Here is a 25,167-nt window from a genome sequence, read left to right as displayed (position 1 = left end):
ATGGTGCTTTGGTGAGCGGCAAATGTACTTTATTCATCCTAAAATTCATTAACGTTACACCACACTTTGACTCCGCACAGAACATTGGCCGTTGGTATCATGTCGGGCACATCACTCGATGGGCTTGATCTGTGTTTCGTTGAGTTCAATTTCGATGGAAATTGGAGTTTCAAGATCAGCGCAACCGAATGTATCGAGTATGATTCTGAATGGCGCGCTAAGCTCGGGAACGCACACACTCTTGCTCCTGTCGACCTCGCAGAACTGAATATTGTTTTCGGAAAGTACATCGGCCAACACGTTTGTGCCTTTTTGACGAAGTTCCATTTGGCTGATCCAGATCTTATTTGCTCGCATGGGCACACGGTTTTCCATGACCCTGCAAATAGGTACACATTGCAGATTGGAAGTGGAGATGAAATTGCCAATTGTACAGGAAACACAACGATTTCGGATTTCCGAACATTGGATGTTTCGTTGGGTGGGCAAGGCGCTCCATTGGTTCCGATGGGAGATGAGCTCTTATTTTCTGAATTTGACATGTGTTTGAATTTGGGTGGATTTTCAAATATCAGTTACAGGATGGGCGACACTAGGCGCGCTTTTGATATTTGCCCAGTGAACATTGCTTTGAATCCATTAGCCAATGTATTAGGAAAACCATACGACCTGGCTGGAGAACTTGCGAGATCTGGGAATGAGGATGAACAACTGTTGGCTGATCTGAATCAACTCCCAGTTTATTCTCAGATGAACCGACCTTCCTTATCGCGCGAGTGGTTGGAACAAGCGTTTTTACCGATCATTCAGCGTTCTGAAAAATCGATAGAGACTAAGTTGAGAACCGTTGTGGAACACGCTGCTCAGCAGATCAGTTCGGTTATAAATGCACATGCTGCTGGTGGAAGTGTTTTGGTGACGGGCGGAGGTGCAAAAAACACGTTCCTGATGGAACGGATCAGCGCACTTTCAAATACAAATGTTGTAATTCCTGAATCTGAAATAATTGACTTTAAAGAAGCACTGATCTTCGCATTTCTGGGCGTTTTGAAATACCATGGCGAAATCAATGTCTTGAAAAGTGTAACAGGAGCAGAACGAGATAGCAGCTCTGGCCACATCAGTTTGCCAACCAAATAAGATACATGTCTGCTGAGCGATGCCTAGTCTTTCTCTTTTAGAACGGCACAAAGCTTAAATTCGCGACCCAAACTTATTAGAATGAACATTTCTTACAATTGGCTTCGCCAATACTTGCCTGTTGATCTTGATGTGAACGAAGCTGCAGCACTGCTTACTGGCAGTGGTCTGGAAGTGGAAAAGGTCATTCCTTTTACGTCCATCAATGGAGGTTTGGAAGGATTGGTACTAGGCGAGGTGGTGAGCAAGGAAAAGCATCCGGATGCCGACCGTTTGAACTGTACGAAGGTGAATATCGGTTCGGGTGAACTGTTGGACATCGTTTGTGGAGCCCCGAACGTGGAAGTGGGGCAGAAAGTGGTGGTTGCAATTGTTGGCGCCAAACTTTACCCTTCGGAAGGTGAACCCTTCGAGATTAAGAAATCGAAGATCAGAGGGCAGGTTTCTGAAGGAATGATCTGTGCCGAAGATGAAATTGGTTTGGGTCAAGGTCATGATGGCATCATGGTTCTGCCTGCAGATGTGAAGGTTGGAACGCCAGCTTCGGAATATTTTGATGTGGAGAATGATTTCGTTTTGGAAATCGGCCTCACTCCGAATCGTGCTGATGCCATGAGCCACATTGGCGTAGCACGCGACCTACGGGCAGTTATCCGCGAGATAAAAGGAGGACATGAAAACTTGAAACTGGAGTGGCCGGATGTGATGGGCTATTCTGCCGATCTGAAGGAAAATCCGATAACGATTGATGTTCAAGATCTGGAAGCATGTCCGCGTTACGTAGGACTTTATATCCAAGGAATTGAAGTAAAACCATCGCCTGCTTGGTTACAGAATAGATTGAAAGCCATCGGTTCACGACCTATTAATAATGTAGTGGATGTCACCAATTTCGTATTGCATGAACTTGGCCAGCCGCTGCACGCCTTTGATGCAGACAAGATCAAAGACCAGAAGGTGATTGTGCGAACAGCAAAATCGGCTGAGGAATTCACCACGCTGGATGAAGTGGAGCGAAAGCTGAATGATGGTGATCTGATGATCTGCAACGCCAGTGATGGCATGTGCATTGCCGGAGTTTTCGGTGGTTTGAATTCAGGTGTGACAGAGAACACGAAGAACGTGTTCTTGGAAAGTGCCTATTTCAATCCAGTTTCCATCCGGAAAACGGCCAAACGACATGGATTGAGCACAGACGCATCTTTCCGTTTTGAAAGAGGCATTGATCCTGAAACCGTTGTGTTGGCAGCCAAGCGCGCTGCTTTGCTCATTCAAGAAGTGGCAGGTGGAAAGCTATCCGTCATCACCGATATCTATCCGATTCCGATTCCGCACCAGAAAGTGGAGGTGAAGTTTGACAACATCAACCGATTGATCGGTCAGGAAATCCCGAAAGAAACGGTGCTTTCCATCTTGGATGATCTGGGAATTTATGTGGAGAAGAAAACGGAAGACGGGTTGAAGCTTTCCGTGCCTTCGTTCAAGAATGATGTGACGCGAGAAGCGGATGTCATTGAAGAAATACTACGTGTTTACGGCTACGACCGCATCGTTGGAAGCGGCCAATTGCGCGTGCCACTCATTGCTTCGGATAAGAAAAGCCCGGAGCAATTGCGAAATCTTGTTTCCGATGCGTTAACGGCTCAGGGCTTTAACGAGATCATGAATAACTCGCTCACCAAGGCTTCCTATATGGACACCCATTTTGCGGAAGCAGGAAAGTCGAAAGTTGATATTTTGAACCCCTTGAGCACGGACCTCAACGCCATGCGCCAGACCTTGCTGTTTGGTGGATTGGAAAGTCTTTCGCGCAACATTCGCCATCAGAACCCGAACTGCAAATTCTATGAGTTCGGGAATGTCTATGGTCTTTCGGGCAAAGAGAAATGGCCGTATGAAGAACATGCCGCACTTGGTCTTTTTATCACTGGAAGATGGCAGAAAGAGCGCTGGAACTCACCAGTAGGAAATGGCAATTTCCATCACATTCATGGGGCTGTCCGGTCCATTCTGAATCGAATGGGAATTAAATCGCTGTTGCAGGATCTGTCTGACGCCCGTACGTTCAACTACGGTATGGAATTCCGCACAAAGGATGGGCAATTGCTCGCCAACTTCGGAAGTGTCAATTCCAATATTCTCGAAGCTTTCGACATTGATCAAGAAGTATTCTTTGCTGATTTCGATTGGAACCGTGTGCTGAAACTTTCTGCCCTAAATGAGTTTGAAGTAACAGAACTGCCGAAGTATCCTTCCGTGAGGAGAGACCTTGCGCTTTTTGTAGACAAGACCGTGAAGTATGCGCAGTTGGAGCAACTTGCCTATCAGACAGAAAGAAGTCTTCTCAAAGAAGTGGACCTGTTTGATGTGTACGAAGGGAAAGGTGTTCCAGAGGGCAAGCGTTCCTACGCACTCAGCTTCATCCTTCAAGATGAAAAGGCAACGCTGAATGACAAGACCATCGACAAAACCATGGGCCGCCTTCAACAACGATTTGAGCAAGAGGTCGGTGCTGTTTTGAGAGGTTGATTATTTTTGGTTTTTTCAAATCGATTTTTATACAAAGGATTAATCGCCAAATGATAACCACAGTTGAACAATTGTTAGAATGCCCGCCTAAGGTCCATGAATGGACGGAAGGAGAAATAACTGCCTCTGGCCTTCCAAATCAAACATTTCTTTATTTGGATAAGATTCTCACGCCTAGCATGAGAACCTTGGAAACAGGCATGGGGATCAGTACTGCTTTGTTCGCAATGAAAGGTACGGCCCATGTTTGCATTAACCCAGAAGAGTCGGAAAAACAACGTTTGAGCGTGTATTGTACAGAAAATGGGTTGTCTTTGGATAAAATGGAATTTGTGCTCAAGACTTCAGACATGGCAGTGTTCGATCAAGCTTGCTCGGGTGAGTTTGATCTTCTCCTTATCGATGGAGGACATGGTTTTCCAACTCCAATGATCGATTTTCACTATTATGCTTCCAAACTTAAAGTTGGTGGAATCCTGTTGTTAGATGATACTCAGTTGTGGTCGGTAAGGGTACTTGAGGAGTTTTTAAAGGAAAGTGAAGACTGGCAGTATGACGCGACACTTCCTGCGAAAACCGGAGTGTTTAGAAGATTGACCAATGAACCAGTTTCGAAAGAGTGGTGTTTTCAACCGTACGTTATAAAAAAGACAAACGAGTTGGAGCTAGCAGTTGCTGTTCCTAATTCCAGTAATAAAAGTTGGCTAGCGAAACTTTTTAGCTGATCTAAAGATTCCTCACCTTCCGAATATGCTTTCCTAGAGATTGCTTGAGGTGCAGTTTTAGGATGCTTCCCATATTGGCGCACGAAAGGAAGGCTTCATGAGCGTGATGCTTGGCCAGATCTTCGCGTAGCTGTTGCACTTTCTCCTCGGTGGATATGTTGTCCTCTTCCATGCAATCGATCAGGTCTTTCACGCGGTAACGCGATGCAATTAGCCTTCTCGCGATCAACGAGCGTTCTTCGGCCTGATATTGCTTAACGGTTTTTTCGTTGATGAGCTGCATGCCCAATTCCACTAACGGAAAATTCTCTTTGAAGAACTGCGGCAGGTAAAGGTTCTTGCGGCCTTCGTAGCACTGCTGATCAAAATCGATGGCGCGGATGCGATACTGCACGTCATCAAAATCGGGCGTAATGTCGAGCACATAATTGTAGCTGCGCATATCACCTAATAGGCGCACAAAACAACGCTCATTGAACTTTACAAATTCTTTGGCCAATCGCACCTTATTGGTCTGTTTGGTCAGCATCATGGTGTTGATGAACATGTCGCCCGGAATTCCGGCAATGTGTTCCTCAATTAAGGTGTTGCCATCTACATAATAGCTGATACGATTTGGCGAGAGAAGATGCTCCAACTCCAAGCCATAAACCCGCGATGCATCGGCTGTTTTGATGTAGAAGTAATCGTAATTGTCGTTGAATTTGTTGATGATACGGATGCGGAACGGGTTCGAATTTCCGAATGAGCAGTAATCTATACGCTCCACATCCAAATGTTCCTGAGAGCTGAAATCGCCCTCATTTTTCAGCATTACATATATATAGGTAAGCGATTGGTAGAGTTTCTTGGTTCTTGCGGGTTCGTAGAAAACGGTTTCCCAAAGCGTATCCTGACCCTTCTTGTCGAGCAGCGGAGTGGCCAATTGATGCTCCAAAAGATCATCATACACCAATCCGAGTTTCATTTCTCGCCCTTCCTTTTTCAGATACTTTCTGAGCGAAGGAATGATGGGAATGAAGTGCTTCTTTTTGGAGATGTTGTTGCTCACAGACGGTAGGATATACGGATAACAGGCAGAAAATAATAGTTCAGATTGTTTGCCGAGCCAACGCTGCCACGCTCGGCTGTTCGGATTTTGGAACTAAGCGTTTGACCGACTGCAAAATTTGCATCCAACGATAGGGCAAAGCGTTTGCCAAGCAAGGCTTCTACCCCGAATCCAGCTTTGTAGAACATGGCTGTCTTTTCGCTCTTGCCTGTCCACTTATGATTGTAGTGGACACCGATCGGGAAATACAGCAAGGTCGAGTTCAGGTTTTTGAAAGGATAAAGCCTATAGTCGATGCCAATTCCCACGTCCTGTTGCTTGGCGTTGGCATCCAATCTTCCGTAAAAAGGAGTGAACCCGAACCAATGCCGATGGTAGCGGAACGAGTAATGAGGCGAAACGAAATAGGTGAAGTTGGAACTGAAACCCGTGATGGCAAAGCCAAGTCCCACGCGATGCTCTAGTTGCTGATTGAACGGGGTTTCTTCTTCCGCAACCTGGCCAAAGCCATCCGTTTGAATACACAGAAGCAGAGCAGTCATTGCGAGCGGAGCGAAGCAATCTCCAGCGAAACGCATGAGATTCCTTCGGTCATACTTCCCTCGGAATGACGCACCAATTTTACTACATATCGAGATTATCCAGCAGCGCATCGTCCACGAAGTTAGGCAAAGTCACCTTCAGGTTTGGTTCCGCTTCCATGGCGCGTTTAATGGCGAAAACAGCGCCTTCATTCCTTGCCCAGCTTCGTCTTGAGATTCCATTGTTCACGTCCCAATGAAGCATCATTTTCAGCCTGCGGTCGGCATCTTCTGAGCCATCCAGCAGCATTCCGAAACCACCGTTTATCACTTCTCCCCAACCAACACCACCACCGTTGTGAAGACTGATCCATGTTGCTCCGCGAAAGGCATCGCCCACAAAATTCTGCACAGCCATGTCGGCAGTGAATTGCGAGCCATCATAAATGTTTGAAGTCTCGCGATATGGCGAATCTGTTCCAGAAACATCATGATGGTCGCGGCCGAGAACCACAGGTCCGATCTTCCCATCTTTGATGGCCTTGTTGAAGGCAGCCGCAATCTTAGTTCGTCCTTCCGCATCAGCATAAAGGATGCGCGCCTGCGACCCGACCACTAACTTGTTCTGCTGCGCTTCGCGAACCCAAAGAAGATTATCCTGTAGTTGTCCTCGAATTTCTTCAGGAGCATTTAAAAGCATTTCTTCAATGACCTGTGCTGCAATCGCATCTGTGGCTTGCAGGTCTTCTTCTTTGCCAGAAGCACACACCCAACGGAAGGGGCCGAAACCGTAATCGAAGCACATTGGTCCCATGATGTCTTGAACGTAACTTGAGTAGCGGAAAGCGGCCTCCCCAACAGCCCCACCCCTGACCCCTCCCCGAAGGGAAGGGGAATTCGAAGCCTCCCCCGACCCCTCCAAAGGAGGGGAGCTGGCACGTTTATCTGAACTTGGCTCGGAGCGCAACTCCCTCCCCTTTGGGGAGGGTTGGGGAGGGGTAAATATATCCGCCCCAGCTCTTCCTGCCTCCAACAGAAAAGCATTTCCATAATCGAAGAAATACATTCCGTTTTCTGCCAATTTATTGATGGCTGAAACCTGTCTGCGTAGTGTTTCCTGCACACGCTTCTTGAACGCGTCTGGCTCATTCGCCATCAGTGCATTGCTTTCCTTATAACTCAATCCAACTGGATAATAACCACCGGCCCAAGGGTTGTGCAAGGAGGTTTGGTCCGAACCCAGATCAACCTTGATGTTCCGTTCTGCCAAGCGTTCCCATAGGTCAACCACGTTGCCAACGAAAGCAATGCTTCTGGCTTTTTTGTCTGATTGAAATACCAATGCTGTTTCAATGCACAGATCCACATCATGAATGAGCTCATCTACCCAACCTTGTGAGTGGCGTTTTTCGGCCGCTGCTGGATTGATCTCGGCACAAATGGTAACCACGCCAGCAATGTTTCCAGCCTTTGGCTGCGCTCCGCTCATGCCACCAAGGCCGGAGGTTACGAATAAAGGAAGGCCAACCCCACCCCTGACCCCTCCCCGAAGGGAAGGGGAATTCGGGGTGCCTTGATATGATGTTTTAGATAAAGTTAAATCGGACTGCCACTCCCCTCCTTTGGAGGGGTTGGGGGAGGTCAGTTTCCTCACCGCATTCAGCACGGTTATAGTAGTTCCATGCACAATTCCCTGCGGACCGATGTACATATACGAACCCGCGGTCATTTGTCCGTATTGGGTAACGCCCAAGGCGTTGAATTTCTCCCAATCGTCAGGCTTGCTGTAGTTCGGAATCATCATGCCGTTGGTTACCACAACACGCGGTGCATCCTTGTGGCTTGGGAATAATCCCATGGGATGGCCGCTATACATGGCCAAGGTTTGCTCTTCGGTCATTTCCGAGAGGTATTTCATGGTCAAACGATACTGCGCCCAGTTCTGGAAAACAGCTCCATTTCCTCCATAAGTGATGAGTTCCTGCGGATGCTGTGCCACAGCCGGATCTAAGTTATTCTGGATCATGAGCATGATAGCCGCAGCTTGCTGACATCGGGCTGGATATGCAGAGATCGGCCGTGCATACATTTCATACGCTGGCATAAAACGGTACATGTAAATGCGGCCGTAAGCGTTCAGCTCCTCAGAAAATTCCTTTGCCAATTCAGCATGCCATTCCTGCGGGAAGTAGCGCAAGGCATTTCGCAAGGCCAGTTTTTTCTCTTCTGCACTGAGAGTGTCTTTCCGCTTTGGCGCGTGACTTAGTTGAGGGTCACGTTCGTTCTTAGCTGGAAGTTGACTTGGAATTCCTTCCGAAACTGCGCTCTTAAAATCCATCTATCATTTAGTTAAGAATCAAATCTAGGCCATCCGAATTCCTCTCCCTTTTGGGGAGGGTTAGGGCTGGGGTTTTATCCGTCCTGTTTTCTTGTCAAACCCATACGGACAATGCTTGCAGCTGTTCTTGCAGCAATACCCACGCTTTAGCAGATACTTTTCCGTGAAGACGATGTAGCCCTCTTTGGAATAGTAGAAATCCTCTGGGTCAAGCTTCGGCCGCCCGAAATAATCGTCCATCTCGTTCACGTTTGCAAAGTAAACAAGAATAGGGGTGAAGGGTTGTGGTCAAAGTATTCTCTGAACTGTAATTTATAGGCCGAACTTTGTTTGATTCCTGCGGTCGGGCTGAATACATTCACTCCATGAAACAGTTTCTCTTCCTTTTTATCGCTTTAGGTCTCACATTAGGAGCCAGATCTCAGGTTTGCGTTACCCAACAAATAGATACCCGTTCTCCCGAATTGATTGAGGAAATAGAACGGGAACTGGCCGATGCAAATTTTGATCATCAGCGCAGCGTTACCTATTTACAAACGGTGGTTCACGTGCTTTGGAACAATCCAAATGACAACCTGACAGATTCTGTGGTTCAAGCTAATCTTGACCTAGTGAATAAAGATCTTCGAAGACAGAATGCCGACACTAGCCTGACGCCAGATTATTTTTTAACTGATGCGGCCGATACAGAGATCGAGCTTCGGTTGGCCCAGGTTGATCCTAATGGACAAGCTACAACTGGAATAACGCATACGTACTCAGATTCTTCAATGTATGAGTTCGGGCACATGAAGTACGATTCAACCGGTGGCAAATCGGCATGGGATACACAGCATTACCTCAACATTTGGATTGTAAGGCAGATTGATGTCAACAGTCAGGGTGGTGGTATAACGCTGGGTGCTGCAACACTGCCAGGCAGTCTGCCTGAAGAAGAATCAGGGTTGGTTCTTCGGACAGGGCAATTTTCTGCAAATGATGGTTGGAGAACGATTACTCATGAATTAGGTCATTTTACCTGCTTGTTGCACCCAACGGCTCATGATTCATGCTATGATGCTGATCTGGTGGCTGACACACCGATAGGGAAAGACACCTTTGTGGTTGCATGCTCCGATACTGCCATTACATGCGACAATGGACCTTATGGTAACATGCACATGAATTACATGTCATATACCAATCCTGGTTGCGCAAACATTTTCACCGAAGGCCAAAAGGCCAGAATGCTCAATTGTATTCAAACGCAAATGCCAGGTCTGCTCGAATATTATTATTTGGGCGTTGATGATGCGGTCAGTCAATCACTCAAAGTTTCGCCAAACCCAACATCCGATCTGCTTCATTTCCAATCAACTAAAAGTGGCTCTTTCTCCATTTTGGATGTTCAGGGCAGAACCATCCTTTCAGGAAAGTCGGCTTCGGGAAAGAACGTGTTGGATGTAAGTGAAATTCCGCCAGGTGTTTATCTTTTTCGTTTACAAAGCGAAAGTGAATTGTCTTCGGCACGTTTCATCAAAAACTGACGTTTTTCCTTTATCATTTCCCCGTTTTTCTTCTTTCTATTCTTCCTTTGCCATAATGGACGCCATCGATTATGCCAAAAGCTACCGACCAACTGGTTCGCCTGTTCAGGAGGTGAATGATTTGATTCTGAAAGAATCGGGAATCCGGTTGCTGATAAAACGCGATGATCTGATCCACCAGCACATCAGTGGCAACAAGTGGCGCAAGCTGAAGTACAATCTGTCTGAAGCTGTTCAGCAGAATCATCACACCATGCTCACCTTTGGAGGAGCCTACAGCAATCATATTGCCGCCACGGCCTTCGCATGCAAAAAGGCAGGTTTGGAAAGCATCGGTATTATCCGTGGGGAAAACGACCCCACCAATCCGACCCTGAAGTTTGCCCGCGAGCACGGCATGCAGTTGCATTTCGTTTCACGTGATGATTATCGGAAAATGACATCCGAAGGGGCGCATGGACATACACCCGAAGATGATGTTGACCAGGCGATTATCCATACGCCCCTACAAGAACGTTTCGGCCGTTTTTTTCTCATCCCCGAAGGGGGAGCAAACGGTTTGGGCGTGCGCGGCTGTGCCGAGATTCTGCCAGAAGTAGAGGAACCCTTCGATATTGTCTGTTGCGCGGCTGGAACGGCAACAACGCTGGCAGGGCTTGCACTGAGTTTGCCCGTAAGGGCGTACGGCCGTACGCCCCTACTGGGTTTCCCCGCCTTGAAAGGAGGCGATTTCCTTTCGGACGATGTAGAAAGATTGATTCTAGAATCAAACCTTGAACATGGAATCTTGAACCTTGAACTCATCATCGACTACCATTTCGGTGGCTACGCCAAGGTGAAGCCTGAGCTGCTGGATTTCATCCACGGATTTACCGAGCGAACAGGCATTCCGCTCGACCCCATCTACACAGGCAAGATGATGTTCGGGATCTATGATCTGGCCAAAAAAGGACATTTTGCGCATGGAACAAGGGTTCTGGCCATTCACACAGGCGGTTTGCAAGGGTGGGAGGGAATGAGGCACAGAAGCTTGGTCTGATCAACACAGCCGTGTGCAAAACATAGGCACAGATCAGACGTTAGGCACATGGCGGCATCTAACTTTGGCCAAATGCGCAGTATACTCTCCTTTATGTTCATCATGTTGCAGCTGGTAGCTGCTGCGCAGAGTAGTACCATTAAACCACCTACAGACAAACTCACGCGCAGCGAATACATCGAATTGTACGCTCCGGTTGCGGTAAAGGAAATGCTGATCAGCGGTGTTCCGGCCAGCATCACCTTGGCGCAGGGTATTCTAGAAAGTGGCGATGGCAATAGCACGCTTGCACGCGAGGCCCGCAATCATTTCGGCATCAAGTGCCATGGCATGTGGGAAGGCAAGAAATACCACATGGATGATGACGCCAAGGGCGAATGTTTCCGTGTTTACGAAACGGTGTTCGACAGCTATCGCGATCATTCGGAGTTTCTGAGTAGCCGAGACCGTTATGCTGAGCTGTTCAAACTCAAAAGGACCGATTTCAAGGGTTGGGCACACGGGCTGAAAGCTGCCGGTTATGCCACCAATCCCAAATATCCGGCACTGCTCATCAAAATAATTGAGGAGAACGAGCTGCACAAGTACGATAAGATGACCACGCCTCCCAAGGGTGGAACCAAAGGAGATAAAGGTGAGAAGTCAGGCACCGATCGCCAACGACCCAATAGCAGCGGAGCCAATGAAGCGGTGGTTTCGGTCTATCAGAAACAGATGTATCTGCGCAATGACATCCGCTACGTCATTGTGGAGGAAGGCGACACCTATGAGAATTTGGAGCGCATGCTGGAAGTGCGCAAGTGGCAGATATTGAAATACAACGATAAGCCAAGCGGTTCGGATTTAGAACCGGGCGAGTTGATCTATCTGCAGCCCAAGCGAAGTAAGAATCCGAAACACAGCTACCATTTTGTAGCAGAAGGCGAAACCATGAGGTGGATATCTCAGGAATACGGAATCAAGCTGAAAAACCTCTATAAGTACAACGAACTCAACTCTGGCGAAGAGCCTGTGGTAGGTAAAAAAGTGTGGTTACGCAAGCGTAAACGCAGCGAGTACTAAACTCCCGTATAATTGAAAGGCGTGATGGCGCGCATTTCCGCCTTCACTTCTTCCGAAATGGCCAAACTGTCAATGAATGCGAGCATGGCCTTTTCGTCCAATTTGGCGTTCGTTCGGCTGAATGCTTTCAAGGCTTCATAAGGCTTCGGATAGGCTTCTCTCCGGAGAATGGTCTGAATGGCCTCTGCCACCACCACCCAATGGTCTTCCAATTCTTGATGGATGTTCACCTCGTTGATCAGCAGCTTATCCAATCCGCGAAGCGTAGAACGGAAGGCGATCAGCGTATAACCCAGCGGCACGCCAATGTTTCGTAAAACCGTACTGTCTGTCAGGTCGCGTTGCAATCTCGATACGGGAAGCTTCTCTGCCAGATGTCCGAAAAGTGCATTGGCCAAGCCAATGTTTCCTTCCGAATTCTCGAAATCGATCGGGTTCACTTTATGCGGCATGGCCGAAGAACCTACTTCGCCTTCTTTGATGCGTTGCTTAAAAAGATCGTTCGAAATGTAGGTCCACATGTCGCGGTCAAGGTCAAGAATGATCGTATTGATCCTTCTCAGCGCATCGCACCAAGCGGCAATGTTGTCATAATGTTCAATCTGCGTGGTCGTCTGCGATCGGTTCAATCCGAGCGTTTCGTTCACAAACTTGTTTCCGAAAGCCACCCAGTCAATGCTTGGATAAGCTACCTGATGCGCATTGAAATTCCCGGTTGCCCCACCGAATTTGGCCGAGAACGGAACAGCCAACAATTGTTTTTTCTGCGCCTCCAATCGCTCCACAAAAACATAGATCTCCTTTCCCATGCGGGTTGGAGAAGCAGGTTGTCCGTGCGTTCTGGCCAACAGCGGAATATCCTTCCAATCGTTTGCCAACGAATTCAGCTTCGCCATCAATTCATCCAGCAACGGAAGGTAAACCTGCTCGGTGGCCTCCTTCATCATCAACGGAGTAGCCGTGTTGTTGATGTCTTGGCTGGTCAATCCGAAATGAACGAACTCCATCTGTCCGCCAATTCCAAGCTGTTCCATCTTCTCTTTGATCAGATATTCCACCGCTTTCACATCGTGATTGGTCGTCTTTTCAATCTCCTTTACGCGCTGGGTATCGGCATCAGAGATCTCTGAATAGATCTTTCTCAGCGTTGGGAAAAGCGAATGGTCAAAGCCTTTGAGTTGCGGCAATGGCAACTCGCATAGTTGAATGAAATATTCCATTTCAACCCGCACGCGATAGCGGATAAGCGCAGCTTCAGAGAAGTATTCAGAAAGGATTTCGGTGTGTCTACGGTAACGCCCATCAATTGGCGAAACGGCCGAAAGAACATTGAGTTCCATGTGTTGTCGGTTAAGGCGCGAAATTAGCGATTTTTGGGGCTCAACTTCGGAGCTTGTGGCAGACAGAATAAAGGTATCGGCAGTATCCTACACGAACTCATATCCATTCATTTTTGGATTGAGAAATCATCCGGTCATTGATAGCATCGACCTGCAGTTGGATACACCTGCCGATTGTGCCAAAAAGCTCTTGAACGGAGAAGTGGACCTTGGTCTTGTTCCGGTGGCCATCATCCCAAAATTGGCCCAATCGCACATCATTACCGATTGTTGTATTGGTGCCGATGGCGCGGTAGAAACCGTTTGCCTATTCAGTGAAGTTCCGCTGGATGAAATAGAAGAAGTACTGCTCGACTATCAGTCTCGAACTTCCGTACAGTTGGTGCAGTTGTTGGCCGAAAAGCACTGGAACATCTCGCCAAAATGGAAAGCGGCTGATGCTGATTTCATTGAAAAGATCACAGGCCGAGCTGCTGGAGTGGTTATCGGTGATAGGGCATTTCCCTTGCACAATAAATTTCCAGTGGTGAAAGACCTTGCCGAAGAGTGGAAAAACTTCACGGAACTTCCGTTTGTTTTTGCCTGTTGGGTAAGCAACAGACCGCTCGATGAAAATTTCATTTCAGCGTTTCAGGAAGCACTTGATCTTGGCCTTCAGAATCGAACAAAAGCCATTGAAACCATGGCAGGAAACAACCAGGCCGAGTTGGTACGGTATGTGAAAGAGGTGATCAGTTATAAACTTGATGATAAAAAGCGTCAGGCGCTGAAACTTTTTCTTAGCTGGCTAAGTAAGCCATCATAGTTTGTTGAAACCGAAAAGATCAACACTTAATTTGACCCATTCGAATTAGTAATTTAGACGCAAACGCACTCCAAATGAGATCATTCTTCACCCTTGTCGCTGTAGCCACATGTATGCTTTCAGCAGATTTTACCGCAAAAGCACAAATTCTCAGTGGTCCAGATAAGATAAAGATGATGCAGGCAAAGGCCAGCATGACCGAGGAGGATTATAATGGCGCACTCAGAATTTATAGGGCTGAATACACAGAACACGGAACCGATGCCATGCTCAATTGGCGCATGGCAGAGTGCTACATTGCCTTGAATCAAGGACAGGATGCGTTGGCATACTTGCAAAAGGCGCGCGAAGCTGACCCTGCAATAGATAAAGACCTCGATTATTTGACGGCAAGCGCCCACCGCATGTTGGCAGAACAGGAAGAAGCGATCAAATACTTGGATGCGTATTTGGCCAACGATAAACTGGCCAAGCCAGATGTTGAAAAGGCGAATGAACTGAAGGCAAAATGTCAAGCAACAATCGACATGATGGCCAATCCTGTTGATGTGAAGATCACTTCAGCTGGCGAAGGAATCAATACAGCAGATAATCATGAATACCGCCCATCTGTTACGGCTGATGGAAGAGTCATGGTATTCACATCCCGAAGACCAGACACCTTTGGAGGTAAGCGTTACGAAGGTGACAACGATTGGTACGAGGACGTTTACATTTCTTATTGGAGCGATAGTTTGAATGCATGGGCGCCAGCGGTGCCTATTCCCGGTGCTATCAACACAGACGGACACGATGCGTGTTTGAGCATTTCGCCTGATGGCCGACAACTATTGACCTTTAAGAATCAGAATGCAGGAGACATTTTTGTGTCAAAGACAAGAATGAACAAGAATGCCAGCGATGCGATTGCAGACGGTTCTTCGGATGCTGCACGTTTAATGAGCTTGAATCGATGGAGCAAAGCTTATTCGTTAGGTAAAAATGTAAACAGCGGCTATTTCGACAGCAACGCATCACTTACTGGAGATGGAACGATGATCTATTTTGCATCTGAGCGCCCAAAGGGAAAAGGAAACGGAGACATTTGGATGAGCAAGGAAATCTCTACCGGCAAATGGGAGCCTGCGGTAAATCTTGCAGCGGTAAATACCATCGAAGACGAAAAAGGGGCGTTCATCCATTCTGATGGCAAAACCCTTTTCTTCAGCAGCAAAGGCCACAAGAACATGGGCGGCTACGATATTTTCAAGTCGGTAAAACAAGAAGACGGAACGTGGAGCGAACCGATTAATCTAGGTTACCCGATCAACACGCCTGGAGATGAAGTTGGATTTACGCTTACTGCCGATGGTAAGACTGCTTACTACAGCACCAAAGGAAGCGCCAACGGAAAGTTTGATATCATGAAGATCGATCTGAGCAATTATAACGTGCTCGGTCAGTAAGCGATTGACTTATCGTTCTTCGTAATTCGTTTCGTCAGAAATTTTCTCGAGTTCCTTTCCTTCCAACATTCCGTCCAGGAATCTTTCAAAGGCCATTAGGTTTTCTGGAGGACTCCTTCGGTCAATCACTTTTTTCCGCTTACCATTCAAACTGGCTTCTGTTATGCACGAAGGAAAATCAGAAATGGGCGTAGGATAAAGGCTGTCCAAACCAAAATAGTCGAGTTCAGTTATCTTCTTTTTGATCTCCAGCACTTCTTCTTGCGAGATAAGCGTTTTGTACGTGCCTTCTTTATCCACAAATCGTTTTCCAACGTAGATCACTTCGCCATTGTCCAAAAAAGTAGCCTTGTACATAGGGCATCGGCCGTAGCACGCGGTACGTTCGATGGATGCCAAAAGTTGAGGCTCAGTTTGCATGATCGATTCTTTTGGTGCGGTTTGCGCACCAGCAGTTGTGGTGAGTTTATTGCTTTTACAGCTGTTCAAAACCACCGCTCCAATGGAGCAGAAGCCAATAATGAAGAGTAACTTTTTCATGTCGGATGTTTTGCTGCCAGTAAGGCCAAAAACCCTACCAGATCATTTTTTCTTTGGTGGTTGATAGCCTCGTTGCTTGGCCATATCCTCCAATCGTTTCTGGAAACCAGACTGTTTTTTAGGATTCTTCTTGTTCTCTTGGAGTTTCGCATGCAAGGCGTCATCGTCCACGAATTTTTTGAATGCGAAGTTCTGTCCAAAGGTGATCATGTTGGCCAAGAAATAGTAGTAGCTAAGCCCGGATGCGTAATTATTGAACCAACCAAGCATCATAACTGGCATCAGATACATCATCCATTTCATTTGCTCCATCTGCGGATTTCCCGCCTGCATGCTCATGTTAGACTTTGTGTAGATGATGGTGGAAATGGTCATCAAAAGCGTGAACAGACTCACGTGATCTCCATAGAATGGAATCTCAAATGGAAGGTTGTAAATGCTGTCGTAGCTACTAAGGTCATCGGCCCAAAGGAAGCTTTGCTGGCGAAGCTCGATAGAAGCTGGGAAAAAGCGGAACAAAGCGATCAGAATTGGCATTTGGAACAGCATTGGAAGACATCCACCCAACGGGTTTACGCCTGCTTTGCTGTAAAGCGCCATGGTGGCCTGTTGCTTGGCCATCGGGTCGTCTTTTCCTTCGAACTTCTTGTTTATTTCATCAATTTCAGGTTTAAGCACCCGCATTTTGGCGGTGCTCAAATAGGCCTTATAGGTAAAAGGCATCAACACCAGTTTGATTACTAGCGTGAGAATCAAAATGATGATTCCGTAACCTAATCCTGTGTCTTTTAGCAGGTTGAAGACCGGGATTACCGCAAGACGATTGACCCATGCAAAAATTCCCCATCCAAGAGGAATCATTTCCTCAAGACCTAGGTCGAAATCCTTTAGCGCATTGTATTGATTTGGTCCGAAATAGAACTGCAATGCCACTTGTTCCATTTCACGATGTCCGAACGGAATGCTGAATTTTGCCTCGCAGGTTTTTACAACCGAAGTGGAAGCTTCATCGTGAATGGTTTCAATTTCCGTAGGTGCTTCCCAACCATCTTTCGCAATGAGAACTGTGCTAAAGAATTGCTGTTTGAAAGCAACCCATTGCAAACCGGTAGCGAATTTTTCTTTCTCGTCAGAACGCTCCGAAAGGTAATCGACCTCTTCATCGCTATGACGATAATAGATAGTGGTGTTCTGACGCTCGTTGGACAGACTTTTTTCCTGATGAGGAAGGTCTGATTTCCAATGTAGATCGAGGGCAGTTACATTACGCTCAATCACCTTGTCCATTGCTACAAGGTTGATGTCGAAATCAACCATGTACGAGTTGCCAGTGATGGTGTAAACGTATTCGATGTATTGTTCTGGACCAGCGTTAAGACGCATGGTCAGGCTTTTCTTATCCTCACCCGAAATGGAGAAACCATCGACAGATGGTTCGAAGTATAATTCTTGTGTAGAAACGCGGTTGTTTTTCGCAAAGAAATCGAGCGAGAATCGGTTCTGCTGCCCATCAAAAAGTAACAGTGGCAGCGAGTCTGATGTTTGATATTTCTTTAGTTGAACAGAAAGTGGATGACCACCTCGTTTATTGACCGTAATGGCCAATAGTTCGTTCTCAATAATTACGGTTCCATCTTCGCCCATCGAAGCATCACCGAATTCCCCAAATTGGGACTTATACTCGACCATTGCAGCAGAATCTCTGCTCAGCGTTTCTGGTGTTATCTGTTCGCTAACAGTGGTTGTATCGCGTACCGCTTCTTGAATTGCGGCTTCGTTCTGTTGCTGTGTTTGCTGAATTTCAACGGCAGCAATAGAGTCTTGGATGCGTAACGCTTCTGCACGTTCCTCCTCCGTGGGCATGTTCATATAGTTGAACCCGAGGAAAATAACGAGGATGAGCGTTAGCCCAATGGCTGAATTCTTGTCCATTCCGACTTTTTAATTTGGGGCGCAAAGTTAGAGTTTGAGGCTATAAAGCCTAACCCTTCAGAAAGTAAGATTCAAGACTTTAAAGCAGCACCTATAAACTTGGCAAAAAGTGGGTGAGGTGCAGCCACCGTACTCTTATATTCTGGATGAAACTGAACACCGATAAACCACGGATGTTCAGTCAATTCAACAATTTCCACCAAGTTCGAATCTGGATTGATTCCAGAGGCTATCATACCTGCTTTTTCGTAATCTTTCAGGTAGCGGTTATTGAATTCAAAACGATGTCGATGTCGTTCGCTGATGTTGGCTGAGCCGTAAACAGAATAGGCTTTTGATCCTTTGGTGAGTTTGCATGGATATGCGCCTAAACGCATCGTGCCACCTTTTTTAGTCACCTTTTTCTGTTCTTCCATAATATCGATGACAGGATTTCCGGTCTTCGGATTCATTTCCGTGCTGTTGGCATCTTTCAATCCAAGCACATTTCTGCCGAATTCAATCACCGCACATTGCATTCCCAAACAAATTCCGAGGAACGGAATATTATTCTCGCGTGCATACTTAACGGCTAGGATTTTACCTTCAATTCCTCGGTCGCCAAAACCCGGAGCAACCAAAATTCCTTTCAGACCTTTTAGCTTGGAACCCACCGTATCTTCCACCAGATCTTCACTGTGAATCCATTTCACATCCACTTTGCATTCGTTTTCCACTCCTGCATGGATCAACGCTTCTGCAATGGATTTATAGGCATCCTTCAGCTCCACATATTTACCAACCAGACCGATCGTTACTTCCGAAGTTGGGTTCTTCAGAATACCCAGAAAATGTTTCCAGTTAGTAAGGTCAGGTTCGTTCTTAGAAGTCAATTTCAGTTTGCTGATGACCACCGAATCCAGCTTTTCCTTCAACATCAGAATCGGCACATCGTAGATTGTCTCAGCATCTAACGATTCAATTACTGCGTTCAAGGTCACGTTGCAGAACAAGGCGATCTTTCTTTTCTGATCACCAGGAATTTTTCTGTCTGCACGACAAACAAGAATATCAGGTTGAAGACCGCTTTCGAGCAGCATTTTAACCGAATGCTGCGTTGGTTTGGTCTTCAATTCTCCCGATGTGGCCAAATATGGCAACAAGGTCAAATGGATCACCAAATGGTTTCCAGCGCCTATTTCCCAATTGAACTGACGAACAGCTTCTATATAAGGTAGCGATTCAATGTCGCCAACCGTTCCACCTATCTCAGTAATAACGATGTCGTAATTGCCGGTTTCGCCTAAGCGCTTAATGCGGTTTTTTATCTCGTCTGTAATGTGCGGTATCACCTGAACAGTCTTGCCCAAGTAGGCGCCTTCGCGCTCTTTATTTATAACCGTTTGATAGATCCTTCCAGTGGTAACGTTATTGTCCTGACTTGTTGGAACGTTCAGAAATCGCTCGTAATGGCCAAGGTCAAGGTCGGTCTCAGCTCCATCGTCCGTTACATAGCACTCGCCATGTTCGTAAGGATTGAGTGTGCCAGGGTCGACATTGATGTATGGGTCGAGTTTTTGAATGGTGACTCGGAATCCGCGTGCTTGAAGCAGCGTGGCCAGCGAGGCCGAAATGATTCCTTTTCCTAGTGAGGAGGTTACGCCTCCAGTCACAAAAATGTACTTAGTTCCCGGCATCTTTTACGTTGGTTCTGTAGTTGATGAACGGGAAACAAAACTACGAATAATCCTAAGGGCAGTCGGTTGAAAAACCTGTGAATGTTTACCTATTATTAACAGTGGTCAGATTCAGCAGTTCATTAGATTTGGCATGCCATGAACCATCTTCAACTTTTCAGAAACATCCAAAAGAAGCGCAGTTTCCTGTGCATTGGACTCGACACGGACCTTGCAAAAATCCCCCCGCATCTGCTGGGTTATCAGGATCCGATGTATGAGTTTAACAAACGGATCATTGATGCAACGCACGACTTGTGCGTGGCCTACAAACCGAATACAGCTTTCTACGAAGCCCGTGGTTTTGAAGGTTGGCTTTCATTAGAGAAAACCGTGCAGCACATTCCTGATGAAGTGTTGAAATTGGCAGATGCGAAACGAGGCGATATTGGAAACACAACGCGCATGTATGCTCGCGGATTTTTTGATCAGATGAATTTTGATGCCATCACGCTTTCGCCTTACATGGGTTCAGATAGCGTGCTTCCATATTTCCAATACAAGGAGCGTTGGGTGGTGCTTTTGGCGCTTACATCCAACGAAGGCGCTGCTGATTTTCAGTTTTTGAAGACAGAAAACGGACAATTGTTCGAAGAGGTTTTGTTGCAGGCCAAAGATTGGGGAACAATAGACAATACCATGTTTGTGATTGGTGCAACAAAAGCGAGTCTAATGAAAAAGGTGCGGAATATCGTGCCCGATCATTTTCTTTTAGTGCCTGGTGTTGGCGCACAAGGAGGAAGCCTGACGGAAGTGGCCAAGTACGGAATGAATGATAAATGTGGGCTTTTGGTCAACTCTTCTAGGGGAATAATATATGCTAGTCAGGGAGAGGATTTTGCTGAAGCTGCGCGTGCTGAAGCGCTGATCATGCAACAGCAGATGGAAGAAATTCTAGACGAAGCAGGATTGTAATCGGATATTTTAAAAATATCTCCCATATTTAGTTCATGCCTTATCCGAAGGAAGAACTGTTACATCACATTTGGCAACATCGCCTGTTCCATCAGCAAGGTCTGAAAACTTCGGATGGACAAAATCTACAGATCATTCGTGTAGGCGAATTGAATAAGGATGCTGGGCCTGATTTTCGGAATGTGCGTATCAAGGTTGATGGCACCGAATGGGCGGGAAACGTGGAAATTCATGTTCGAAGTTCAGATTGGTTGCGACATGATCATCAGCACGATTCCAGTTATTCAAACATCATATTACATGTAGTTTTTGAAGATGACCTGAATGAATCGCTTGGCGCATTTCCAACCTTAGAATTGAAGGAACTCATTTCTGATCAGGTGCTTAGACGCTATGAGAAATTGAGCGCTTCGGTAGATGCACTACCTTGTGGAAAACAGTTTATGGAGGTCTCGGAATTGGTACGCATGGCGTGGTTCGATTCCTTACTAATAGGTCGTCTGCAACGTAAATCTGAGTGGATGGATTCGCTGGTTGAAGAATTCAACGGTGATCTGGAGCAGGCATTCATGGTTGTTTTATTCCGGTCATTCGGAATGAAAGTTAACGCTGATCCGTTTGAACAGCTAGCAAGAAATACATCATGGAAAGTGTTGTCCAAACATCAGGATGACCTTTTTCAGCTCGAAGCCATCTTGTTCGGAAATGCCGGGTTTCTCAATCATCCTAAAGATGATTATCAGCAACACCTCCGACAGGAATATGATTTTCTTCAACACAAATATGGATTGCAACCATTGAATAATAAGCTGTGGAAGTTTCTTCGGTTGCGGCCAGCCAATTTTCCAACGGTTAGAATAGCGCAGTTGGCTGCACTATTTCAAAAGACGGGAGCGTTCTTTCGCTGGTTTTCAAATCATAATGAGCAGATTGATCCGAGAACTATTTGTGTTTCCCCATCCAATTATTGGGAAACCCGATACAATTTCGGGAAGGAATCAGCTGCAAAATCAAAGCGGATTGGAACCGTGATGGCTCAGAATATTCTGATCAATGCGGTTGCACCTTTTCTATTTGTCTCAGCTCATCGCGAAGCAAAACCTGAGTTGCAAGACAAGGCATTGGCCATTCTGCAGCAACTACCTGCTGAGAAGAACGTCAAGGTAAACGTGTTTGCAGATCAAGGATTGGAAGTGAAGAGTGCTGCTGAGTCTCAGGCGCTTATTGAACTTAAATCCAACTTCTGCGACCACAAAAAATGCTTATTTTGCAGTATTGGGGTCAATATTTTGAAAACTGGTTCATGAGTTCAGAGGAAAAGGATAAGTATGTATCGCTGTTCGAATTCCAAATTTTCGGGGTCTGTTCGTGGCTGGGCGAAAAGCTCGGGATAAAAGCCACGAGCATTCGGATGTATTTCATTTACCTGTCTTTCTTCACCTTCGGATCGCCAATTATCGTGTACCTCATCAGTTCGTTTGTTCTCGAGCACAAACATTATTTTAAACCGACTGTGCAACCAAAACGCAGAAGCGTTTGGGATCTCTAAGCTTTCCGTTTCTTTAGACCCGTGAACAAACGCGTCCGCTCGATCTATTTTCCGTTCGTTGTCATTAGCCTGCTGCTGCTTATCGGCATCTCTGGCTATATGTTTATTGAAAACTATGACGTTTGGGATGCTATTTATATGACGGTTATTACCGTTACAACGGTTGGTTTCAATGAAGTGAGGCCGCTGTCATTCCACGGTCGGATTTTCACCGTGTTTCTGATACTGGGCAGTTTTGGTACATTCGCCTACACCATCACCGAGGTTACAAAATACGTGGTCGATGGTGAATTCAGACGACTTCTATTACACTTCCGCGTGGATCGAACCATAAACAAATTAAAGAATCACACCATCCTTTGCGGGTATGGCAGAAATGGCAAACAAGCCTATCAGACGCTAACAGAAAATGGTGTGAAGTGCGTGGTGGTCGAAAAAGACAAAGCCATCATTTCCGAATTGATGGAAAGCGACAAAATCCTCTATGTTGAAGGAGATGCAACGCACGATGAGGTGTTGATTCGCGCTGGGATAAAAGATGCACGAGCGCTCATTTCGGCATTGCCGAATGATGCGGACAACCTATTTGTTGTGCTAACAGCACGAGTTAATAATGCAGGACTGAAGATCATTAGCCGTGCTTCGGAAGATAATTCGGACACCAAATTGCGCCATGCAGGAGTAGATAATGTAATAATGCCTGATAGGGTTGGAGGCGCGCACATGGCGCAACTGGTTGTGAAACCAGACGTGGTAGAATTTGTTGACCTTCTTATTGGTCAATCTTCTGCTAATACACACATCGAAGAAATTCAGTGCAGTATTTTGCCCAAGTCGTGTATTGGCTTGACGATTCACGACCTCAATGTGCGCAAAAATTGGGGAGTAAACATCGTAGGATTTAAGACTTCAGTGGGCGAATACGTGTTCAATCCAGCGCCCGACACGCTCGTGCAAGCAGATTCTAAACTGTTTGTCTTGGGTACTTCGGAACAGATTTTTGCGATGAAAACGGAAATTTCAAAAGAGTGAAAAAGATTCTCGTAACAGGTTCTAACGGATTGTTGGGACAGAAACTTGTCTATAAACTCAAGGACCGTTATGATGTTGAACTCATTGCTACGGCCAGAGGCGCCAACCGATTGCTCGACCAAACGGGTTATACCTATTATCCTTTGGATATTGAAAATCGGGAAAGCGTGGATTCGGTGATTGATCTGGTGAAGCCAGATCATATCATTCACACCGCGGCAATGACCCAAGTTGATGATTGCGAATTGGATCATGCCGCTTGCGACCGTGCAAATGTTGACGCGGTGCAATATATAGTTGATGCAGCTGAACGGAACAATTGCCATTTGGTACACATATCAACCGATTTCATTTTCAACGGAAAAGAAGGTCCTTATAATGAAGAAGGCGTTGCTGATCCGCTTAGTTACTACGGTGCCGCCAAGTGGAAAGGAGAACTTATTGTTCAGAACAGTAAACTGAAATGGGCTATTTTACGAACCGTTCTCGTTTACGGAATTGTGGATAATATGAGCCGCTCAAATATTGTGCTTTGGGCTAAAGGAGCACTTGAAAAAGGGAATCCGATAAATGTTGTGGATGATCAATTCAGGTCGCCAACACTTGCAGAAGATCTTGCTGACGGCTGTATTTTAGCTGTTGATAAGAGCGCAACTGGCATATATAATATCTCAGGCAAGGATCAATTTTCCATTATCGAACTTGTTCGCGAAGTGGCCGATTATTATGGATTGGACAAGAGCTTGATCCAACCGGTTTCTTCCAAAACCTTGAATCAACCGGCCAAACGTCCGCCAATTACAGGTTTCATCCTCGATAAGGCAAGACGAGAACTTGGATACAATCCGCATAGTTTCAAGGAAGGAATTGCGCTTATGGAACAGCAATTGGCCAAAGGCTCCAAGTAAAAAGTGCTATTCTCGCGTTGTTGGTAGAAGCAGTTATACTACTTCATAAACATAAAAAAGGCCCCGATATCGGGGCCTTTTTTCTTCCTTCATTACTACTGGAAATTACTTTCCAGCCGCATATCGTTTAGAAACTTCATCCCAATTGATCACATTGAAAAATGCGGCAATGTAATCTGGTCTTCTGTTTTGGTAGTTCAAGTAATAAGCATGTTCCCAAACATCGAGGCCAAGAATAGGGGTTCCAGTGCAGCCAATGCCTGGCATTAGTGGATTATCTTGATTTGCGCTGCTGCAAACTTCAACAGCACCACCATCTTTTACGCAAAGCCAAGCCCAACCTGAACCAAAACGAGTTGCAGCAGCTTTGCTAAAAGCATCTTTAAATCCATCAAATGAACCGTAAGCGGCATTGATGGCATCGGCCAAAGCACCAGAAGGTTGTCCACCACCGTTTGGCGACATCACTTGCCAAAAAAGACTGTGATTGTAAAATCCACCACCATTGTTTCTGACGGCAGCATTATCGAAACCAGCAACCATGATTTCCTCAATGGATTTTCCTTCCAATTCAGTACCAGCAATTGCGTTATTTAAATTATTCGTGTAGCCTGCGTGATGCTTTGAGTGATGGATTTCCATTGTTCGTGCATCAATATGCGGTTCCAAAGCATCGTAAGCATATGGAAGACTCGGTAATTCAAAAGCCATTCTATTTTGTTTTTTGAAGGTTAATAATTCTAGATCCGCAAATATAACAATCGAAGGACGGGCTTGTTCCCCAAGCCTCGTTTTGAGTATCATCGATCCATTACTTTTGGCATCCCAAAACAAACGACATGTACGGAGAATATCAACAGTTTTTGGCCGAAGAACTGAGTTCAATTCAAGAAGCGGGCCTTTTCAAAAGAGAACGTGTAATTACAACACCTCAGGGTGCTGAAGTTCATGTTAGCACTGGCGAAGATGTTGTGGTGATGTGCGCTAATAATTACCTGGGATTATCGTCTCATCCGGAAGTGATCAAAGGGGCAAAAGAGGCCTTGGATACGCAC

The 25,167-nt window shown here is 46.1% G+C and carries 23 protein-coding genes; 14 read left to right on the top strand and 9 right to left on the bottom strand.

Going from position 1 to position 25,167, the window contains the following annotated elements; translation table 11 throughout:
* The first annotated feature begins 99 nt into the window (after positions 1-99).
* From K9J17_11885 to K9J17_11875, 3 genes are all read left to right on the top strand, one after another.
* The gene (locus K9J17_11885; protein ID MCF8277424.1) at positions 100-1,140 is read left to right on the top strand and encodes an anhydro-N-acetylmuramic acid kinase; all 1,041 of its coding nucleotides are present in this window, start codon (positions 100-102) and stop codon (positions 1,138-1,140) included.
* An 81-nt stretch (positions 1,141-1,221) separates the two neighbouring features.
* Positions 1,222-3,669: a phenylalanine--tRNA ligase subunit beta gene (pheT, locus tag K9J17_11880; GenBank protein MCF8277423.1), complete on the top strand. Its 2,448-nt coding sequence runs from the start codon at positions 1,222-1,224 to the stop codon at positions 3,667-3,669.
* Entirely contained in the window at positions 3,666-4,394 is a 729-nt protein-coding gene (locus tag K9J17_11875; protein MCF8277422.1) for a class I SAM-dependent methyltransferase, read from the top strand. Before pheT ends, K9J17_11875 begins: the two co-directional genes overlap by 4 nt.
* A 1-nt stretch (position 4,395) precedes the next feature.
* Here K9J17_11875 and K9J17_11870 read toward each other — a convergent pair whose 3' ends face one another.
* The 4 genes from K9J17_11870 to K9J17_11855 all read right to left on the bottom strand — a co-directional run bounded on the left by K9J17_11870 (position 4,396) and on the right by K9J17_11855 (position 8,544).
* Positions 4,396-5,445, bottom strand: a complete 1,050-nt coding sequence (locus K9J17_11870; protein ID MCF8277421.1) for a hypothetical protein — start codon at positions 5,443-5,445, stop codon at positions 4,396-4,398.
* The gene (locus K9J17_11865; GenBank protein ID MCF8277420.1) at positions 5,442-5,987 is read right to left on the bottom strand and encodes a hypothetical protein; all 546 of its coding nucleotides are present in this window, start codon (positions 5,985-5,987) and stop codon (positions 5,442-5,444) included. Before K9J17_11865 ends, K9J17_11870 begins: the two co-directional genes overlap by 4 nt.
* An 82-nt stretch (positions 5,988-6,069) precedes the next feature.
* On the bottom strand, positions 6,070-8,304 hold the full coding sequence (locus tag K9J17_11860; protein MCF8277419.1) for a urocanate hydratase: 2,235 nt from the start codon (positions 8,302-8,304) through the stop codon (positions 6,070-6,072).
* A gap of 60 nt (positions 8,305-8,364) precedes the next feature.
* The gene (locus K9J17_11855; protein MCF8277418.1) at positions 8,365-8,544 is read right to left on the bottom strand and encodes a hypothetical protein; all 180 of its coding nucleotides are present in this window, start codon (positions 8,542-8,544) and stop codon (positions 8,365-8,367) included.
* 125 nt (positions 8,545-8,669) lie between these two features.
* Here K9J17_11855 and K9J17_11850 point away from each other — a divergent pair, with 125 nt between their 5' ends.
* From K9J17_11850 to K9J17_11840, 3 genes are read left to right on the top strand one after another with little or no spacing between them, the layout of a single operon-like run.
* On the top strand, positions 8,670-9,830 hold the full coding sequence (locus K9J17_11850) for a zinc-dependent metalloprotease (protein MCF8277417.1): 1,161 nt from the start codon (positions 8,670-8,672) through the stop codon (positions 9,828-9,830).
* A 55-nt stretch (positions 9,831-9,885) separates the two neighbouring features.
* Entirely contained in the window at positions 9,886-10,869 is a 984-nt protein-coding gene (locus tag K9J17_11845; GenBank protein ID MCF8277416.1) for a pyridoxal-phosphate dependent enzyme, read from the top strand.
* Between the two features lie 48 nt (positions 10,870-10,917).
* The gene (locus tag K9J17_11840) at positions 10,918-11,931 is read left to right on the top strand and encodes a glucosaminidase domain-containing protein (protein MCF8277415.1); all 1,014 of its coding nucleotides are present in this window, start codon (positions 10,918-10,920) and stop codon (positions 11,929-11,931) included.
* On the opposite strand, the gene purB is transcribed toward K9J17_11840, so the two are convergent.
* On the bottom strand, positions 11,928-13,271 hold the full coding sequence (purB, locus tag K9J17_11835) for an adenylosuccinate lyase (GenBank protein MCF8277414.1): 1,344 nt from the start codon (positions 13,269-13,271) through the stop codon (positions 11,928-11,930). The genes K9J17_11840 and purB overlap by 4 nt on opposite strands.
* Positions 13,272-13,326: 55 nt before the next feature.
* Here purB and K9J17_11830 point away from each other — a divergent pair, with 55 nt between their 5' ends.
* Together K9J17_11830 and K9J17_11825 are read left to right on the top strand one after the other, a co-directional pair.
* Positions 13,327-14,076 carry a menaquinone biosynthesis protein gene (locus tag K9J17_11830; GenBank protein ID MCF8277413.1) on the top strand — a complete coding sequence of 250 codons (750 nt, stop codon included), beginning with the start codon at positions 13,327-13,329 and terminating at the stop codon, positions 14,074-14,076.
* Positions 14,077-14,150: 74 nt separating this feature from the next.
* Positions 14,151-15,521, top strand: a complete 1,371-nt coding sequence (locus K9J17_11825) for a tetratricopeptide repeat protein (protein MCF8277412.1) — start codon at positions 14,151-14,153, stop codon at positions 15,519-15,521.
* 9 nt (positions 15,522-15,530) lie between these two features.
* Here the strand turns inward: K9J17_11825 and K9J17_11820 are convergent, their stop codons facing one another.
* The 3 genes from K9J17_11820 to K9J17_11810 form a co-directional block, all read right to left on the bottom strand.
* Complete coding sequence (locus tag K9J17_11820; protein ID MCF8277411.1) at positions 15,531-16,061, bottom strand: DUF6438 domain-containing protein; 531 nt, start codon at positions 16,059-16,061, stop codon at positions 15,531-15,533.
* A gap of 42 nt (positions 16,062-16,103) precedes the next feature.
* On the bottom strand, positions 16,104-17,993 hold the full coding sequence (gene yidC / locus K9J17_11815; GenBank protein ID MCF8277410.1) for a membrane protein insertase YidC: 1,890 nt from the start codon (positions 17,991-17,993) through the stop codon (positions 16,104-16,106).
* Positions 17,994-18,064: 71 nt separating this feature from the next.
* A complete protein-coding gene (locus K9J17_11810; protein ID MCF8277409.1) occupies positions 18,065-19,669 on the bottom strand; it encodes a CTP synthase in 1,605 nt (534 codons plus the stop codon).
* 138 nt (positions 19,670-19,807) lie between these two features.
* Here K9J17_11810 and pyrF point away from each other — a divergent pair, with 138 nt between their 5' ends.
* The 5 genes from pyrF to K9J17_11785 are packed head-to-tail and all read left to right on the top strand — an operon-like array spanning position 19,808 to position 24,112.
* On the top strand, positions 19,808-20,623 hold the full coding sequence (pyrF, locus tag K9J17_11805) for an orotidine-5'-phosphate decarboxylase (protein ID MCF8277408.1): 816 nt from the start codon (positions 19,808-19,810) through the stop codon (positions 20,621-20,623).
* A 35-nt stretch (positions 20,624-20,658) separates the two neighbouring features.
* Positions 20,659-21,930, top strand: coding sequence for a DUF2851 family protein (locus K9J17_11800; protein MCF8277407.1), 1,272 nt, complete (start codon positions 20,659-20,661; stop codon positions 21,928-21,930).
* Positions 21,927-22,172 (top strand): PspC domain-containing protein, encoded by a 246-nt coding sequence (locus K9J17_11795; protein ID MCF8277406.1) that lies wholly within the window; start codon positions 21,927-21,929, stop codon positions 22,170-22,172. The genes K9J17_11800 and K9J17_11795 overlap by 4 nt, the downstream gene beginning before the upstream one ends.
* A gap of 21 nt (positions 22,173-22,193) precedes the next feature.
* Positions 22,194-23,204, top strand: coding sequence for an NAD-binding protein (locus K9J17_11790; GenBank protein MCF8277405.1), 1,011 nt, complete (start codon positions 22,194-22,196; stop codon positions 23,202-23,204).
* On the top strand, positions 23,201-24,112 hold the full coding sequence (locus K9J17_11785; GenBank protein MCF8277404.1) for an SDR family oxidoreductase: 912 nt from the start codon (positions 23,201-23,203) through the stop codon (positions 24,110-24,112). The genes K9J17_11790 and K9J17_11785 overlap by 4 nt, the downstream gene beginning before the upstream one ends.
* 105 nt (positions 24,113-24,217) lie before the next feature.
* Here K9J17_11785 and K9J17_11780 read toward each other — a convergent pair whose 3' ends face one another.
* Complete coding sequence (locus K9J17_11780; GenBank protein MCF8277403.1) at positions 24,218-24,823, bottom strand: superoxide dismutase; 606 nt, start codon at positions 24,821-24,823, stop codon at positions 24,218-24,220.
* 128 nt (positions 24,824-24,951) lie between these two features.
* Between K9J17_11780 and K9J17_11775 the strand changes: the two genes are divergently transcribed.
* Positions 24,952-25,167: glycine C-acetyltransferase (locus K9J17_11775; GenBank protein ID MCF8277402.1), on the top strand; the 216-nt coding region annotated here is incomplete at its 3' end.

The sequence above is a fragment of the Flavobacteriales bacterium genome (genome assembly GCA_021739695.1).
Classification (GTDB): domain Bacteria; phylum Bacteroidota; class Bacteroidia; order UBA10329; family UBA10329; genus UBA10329.
The sequence above is the reverse complement of the archived record's forward strand: the minus strand, read 5'-3'. Positions and strand labels throughout refer to the sequence as shown.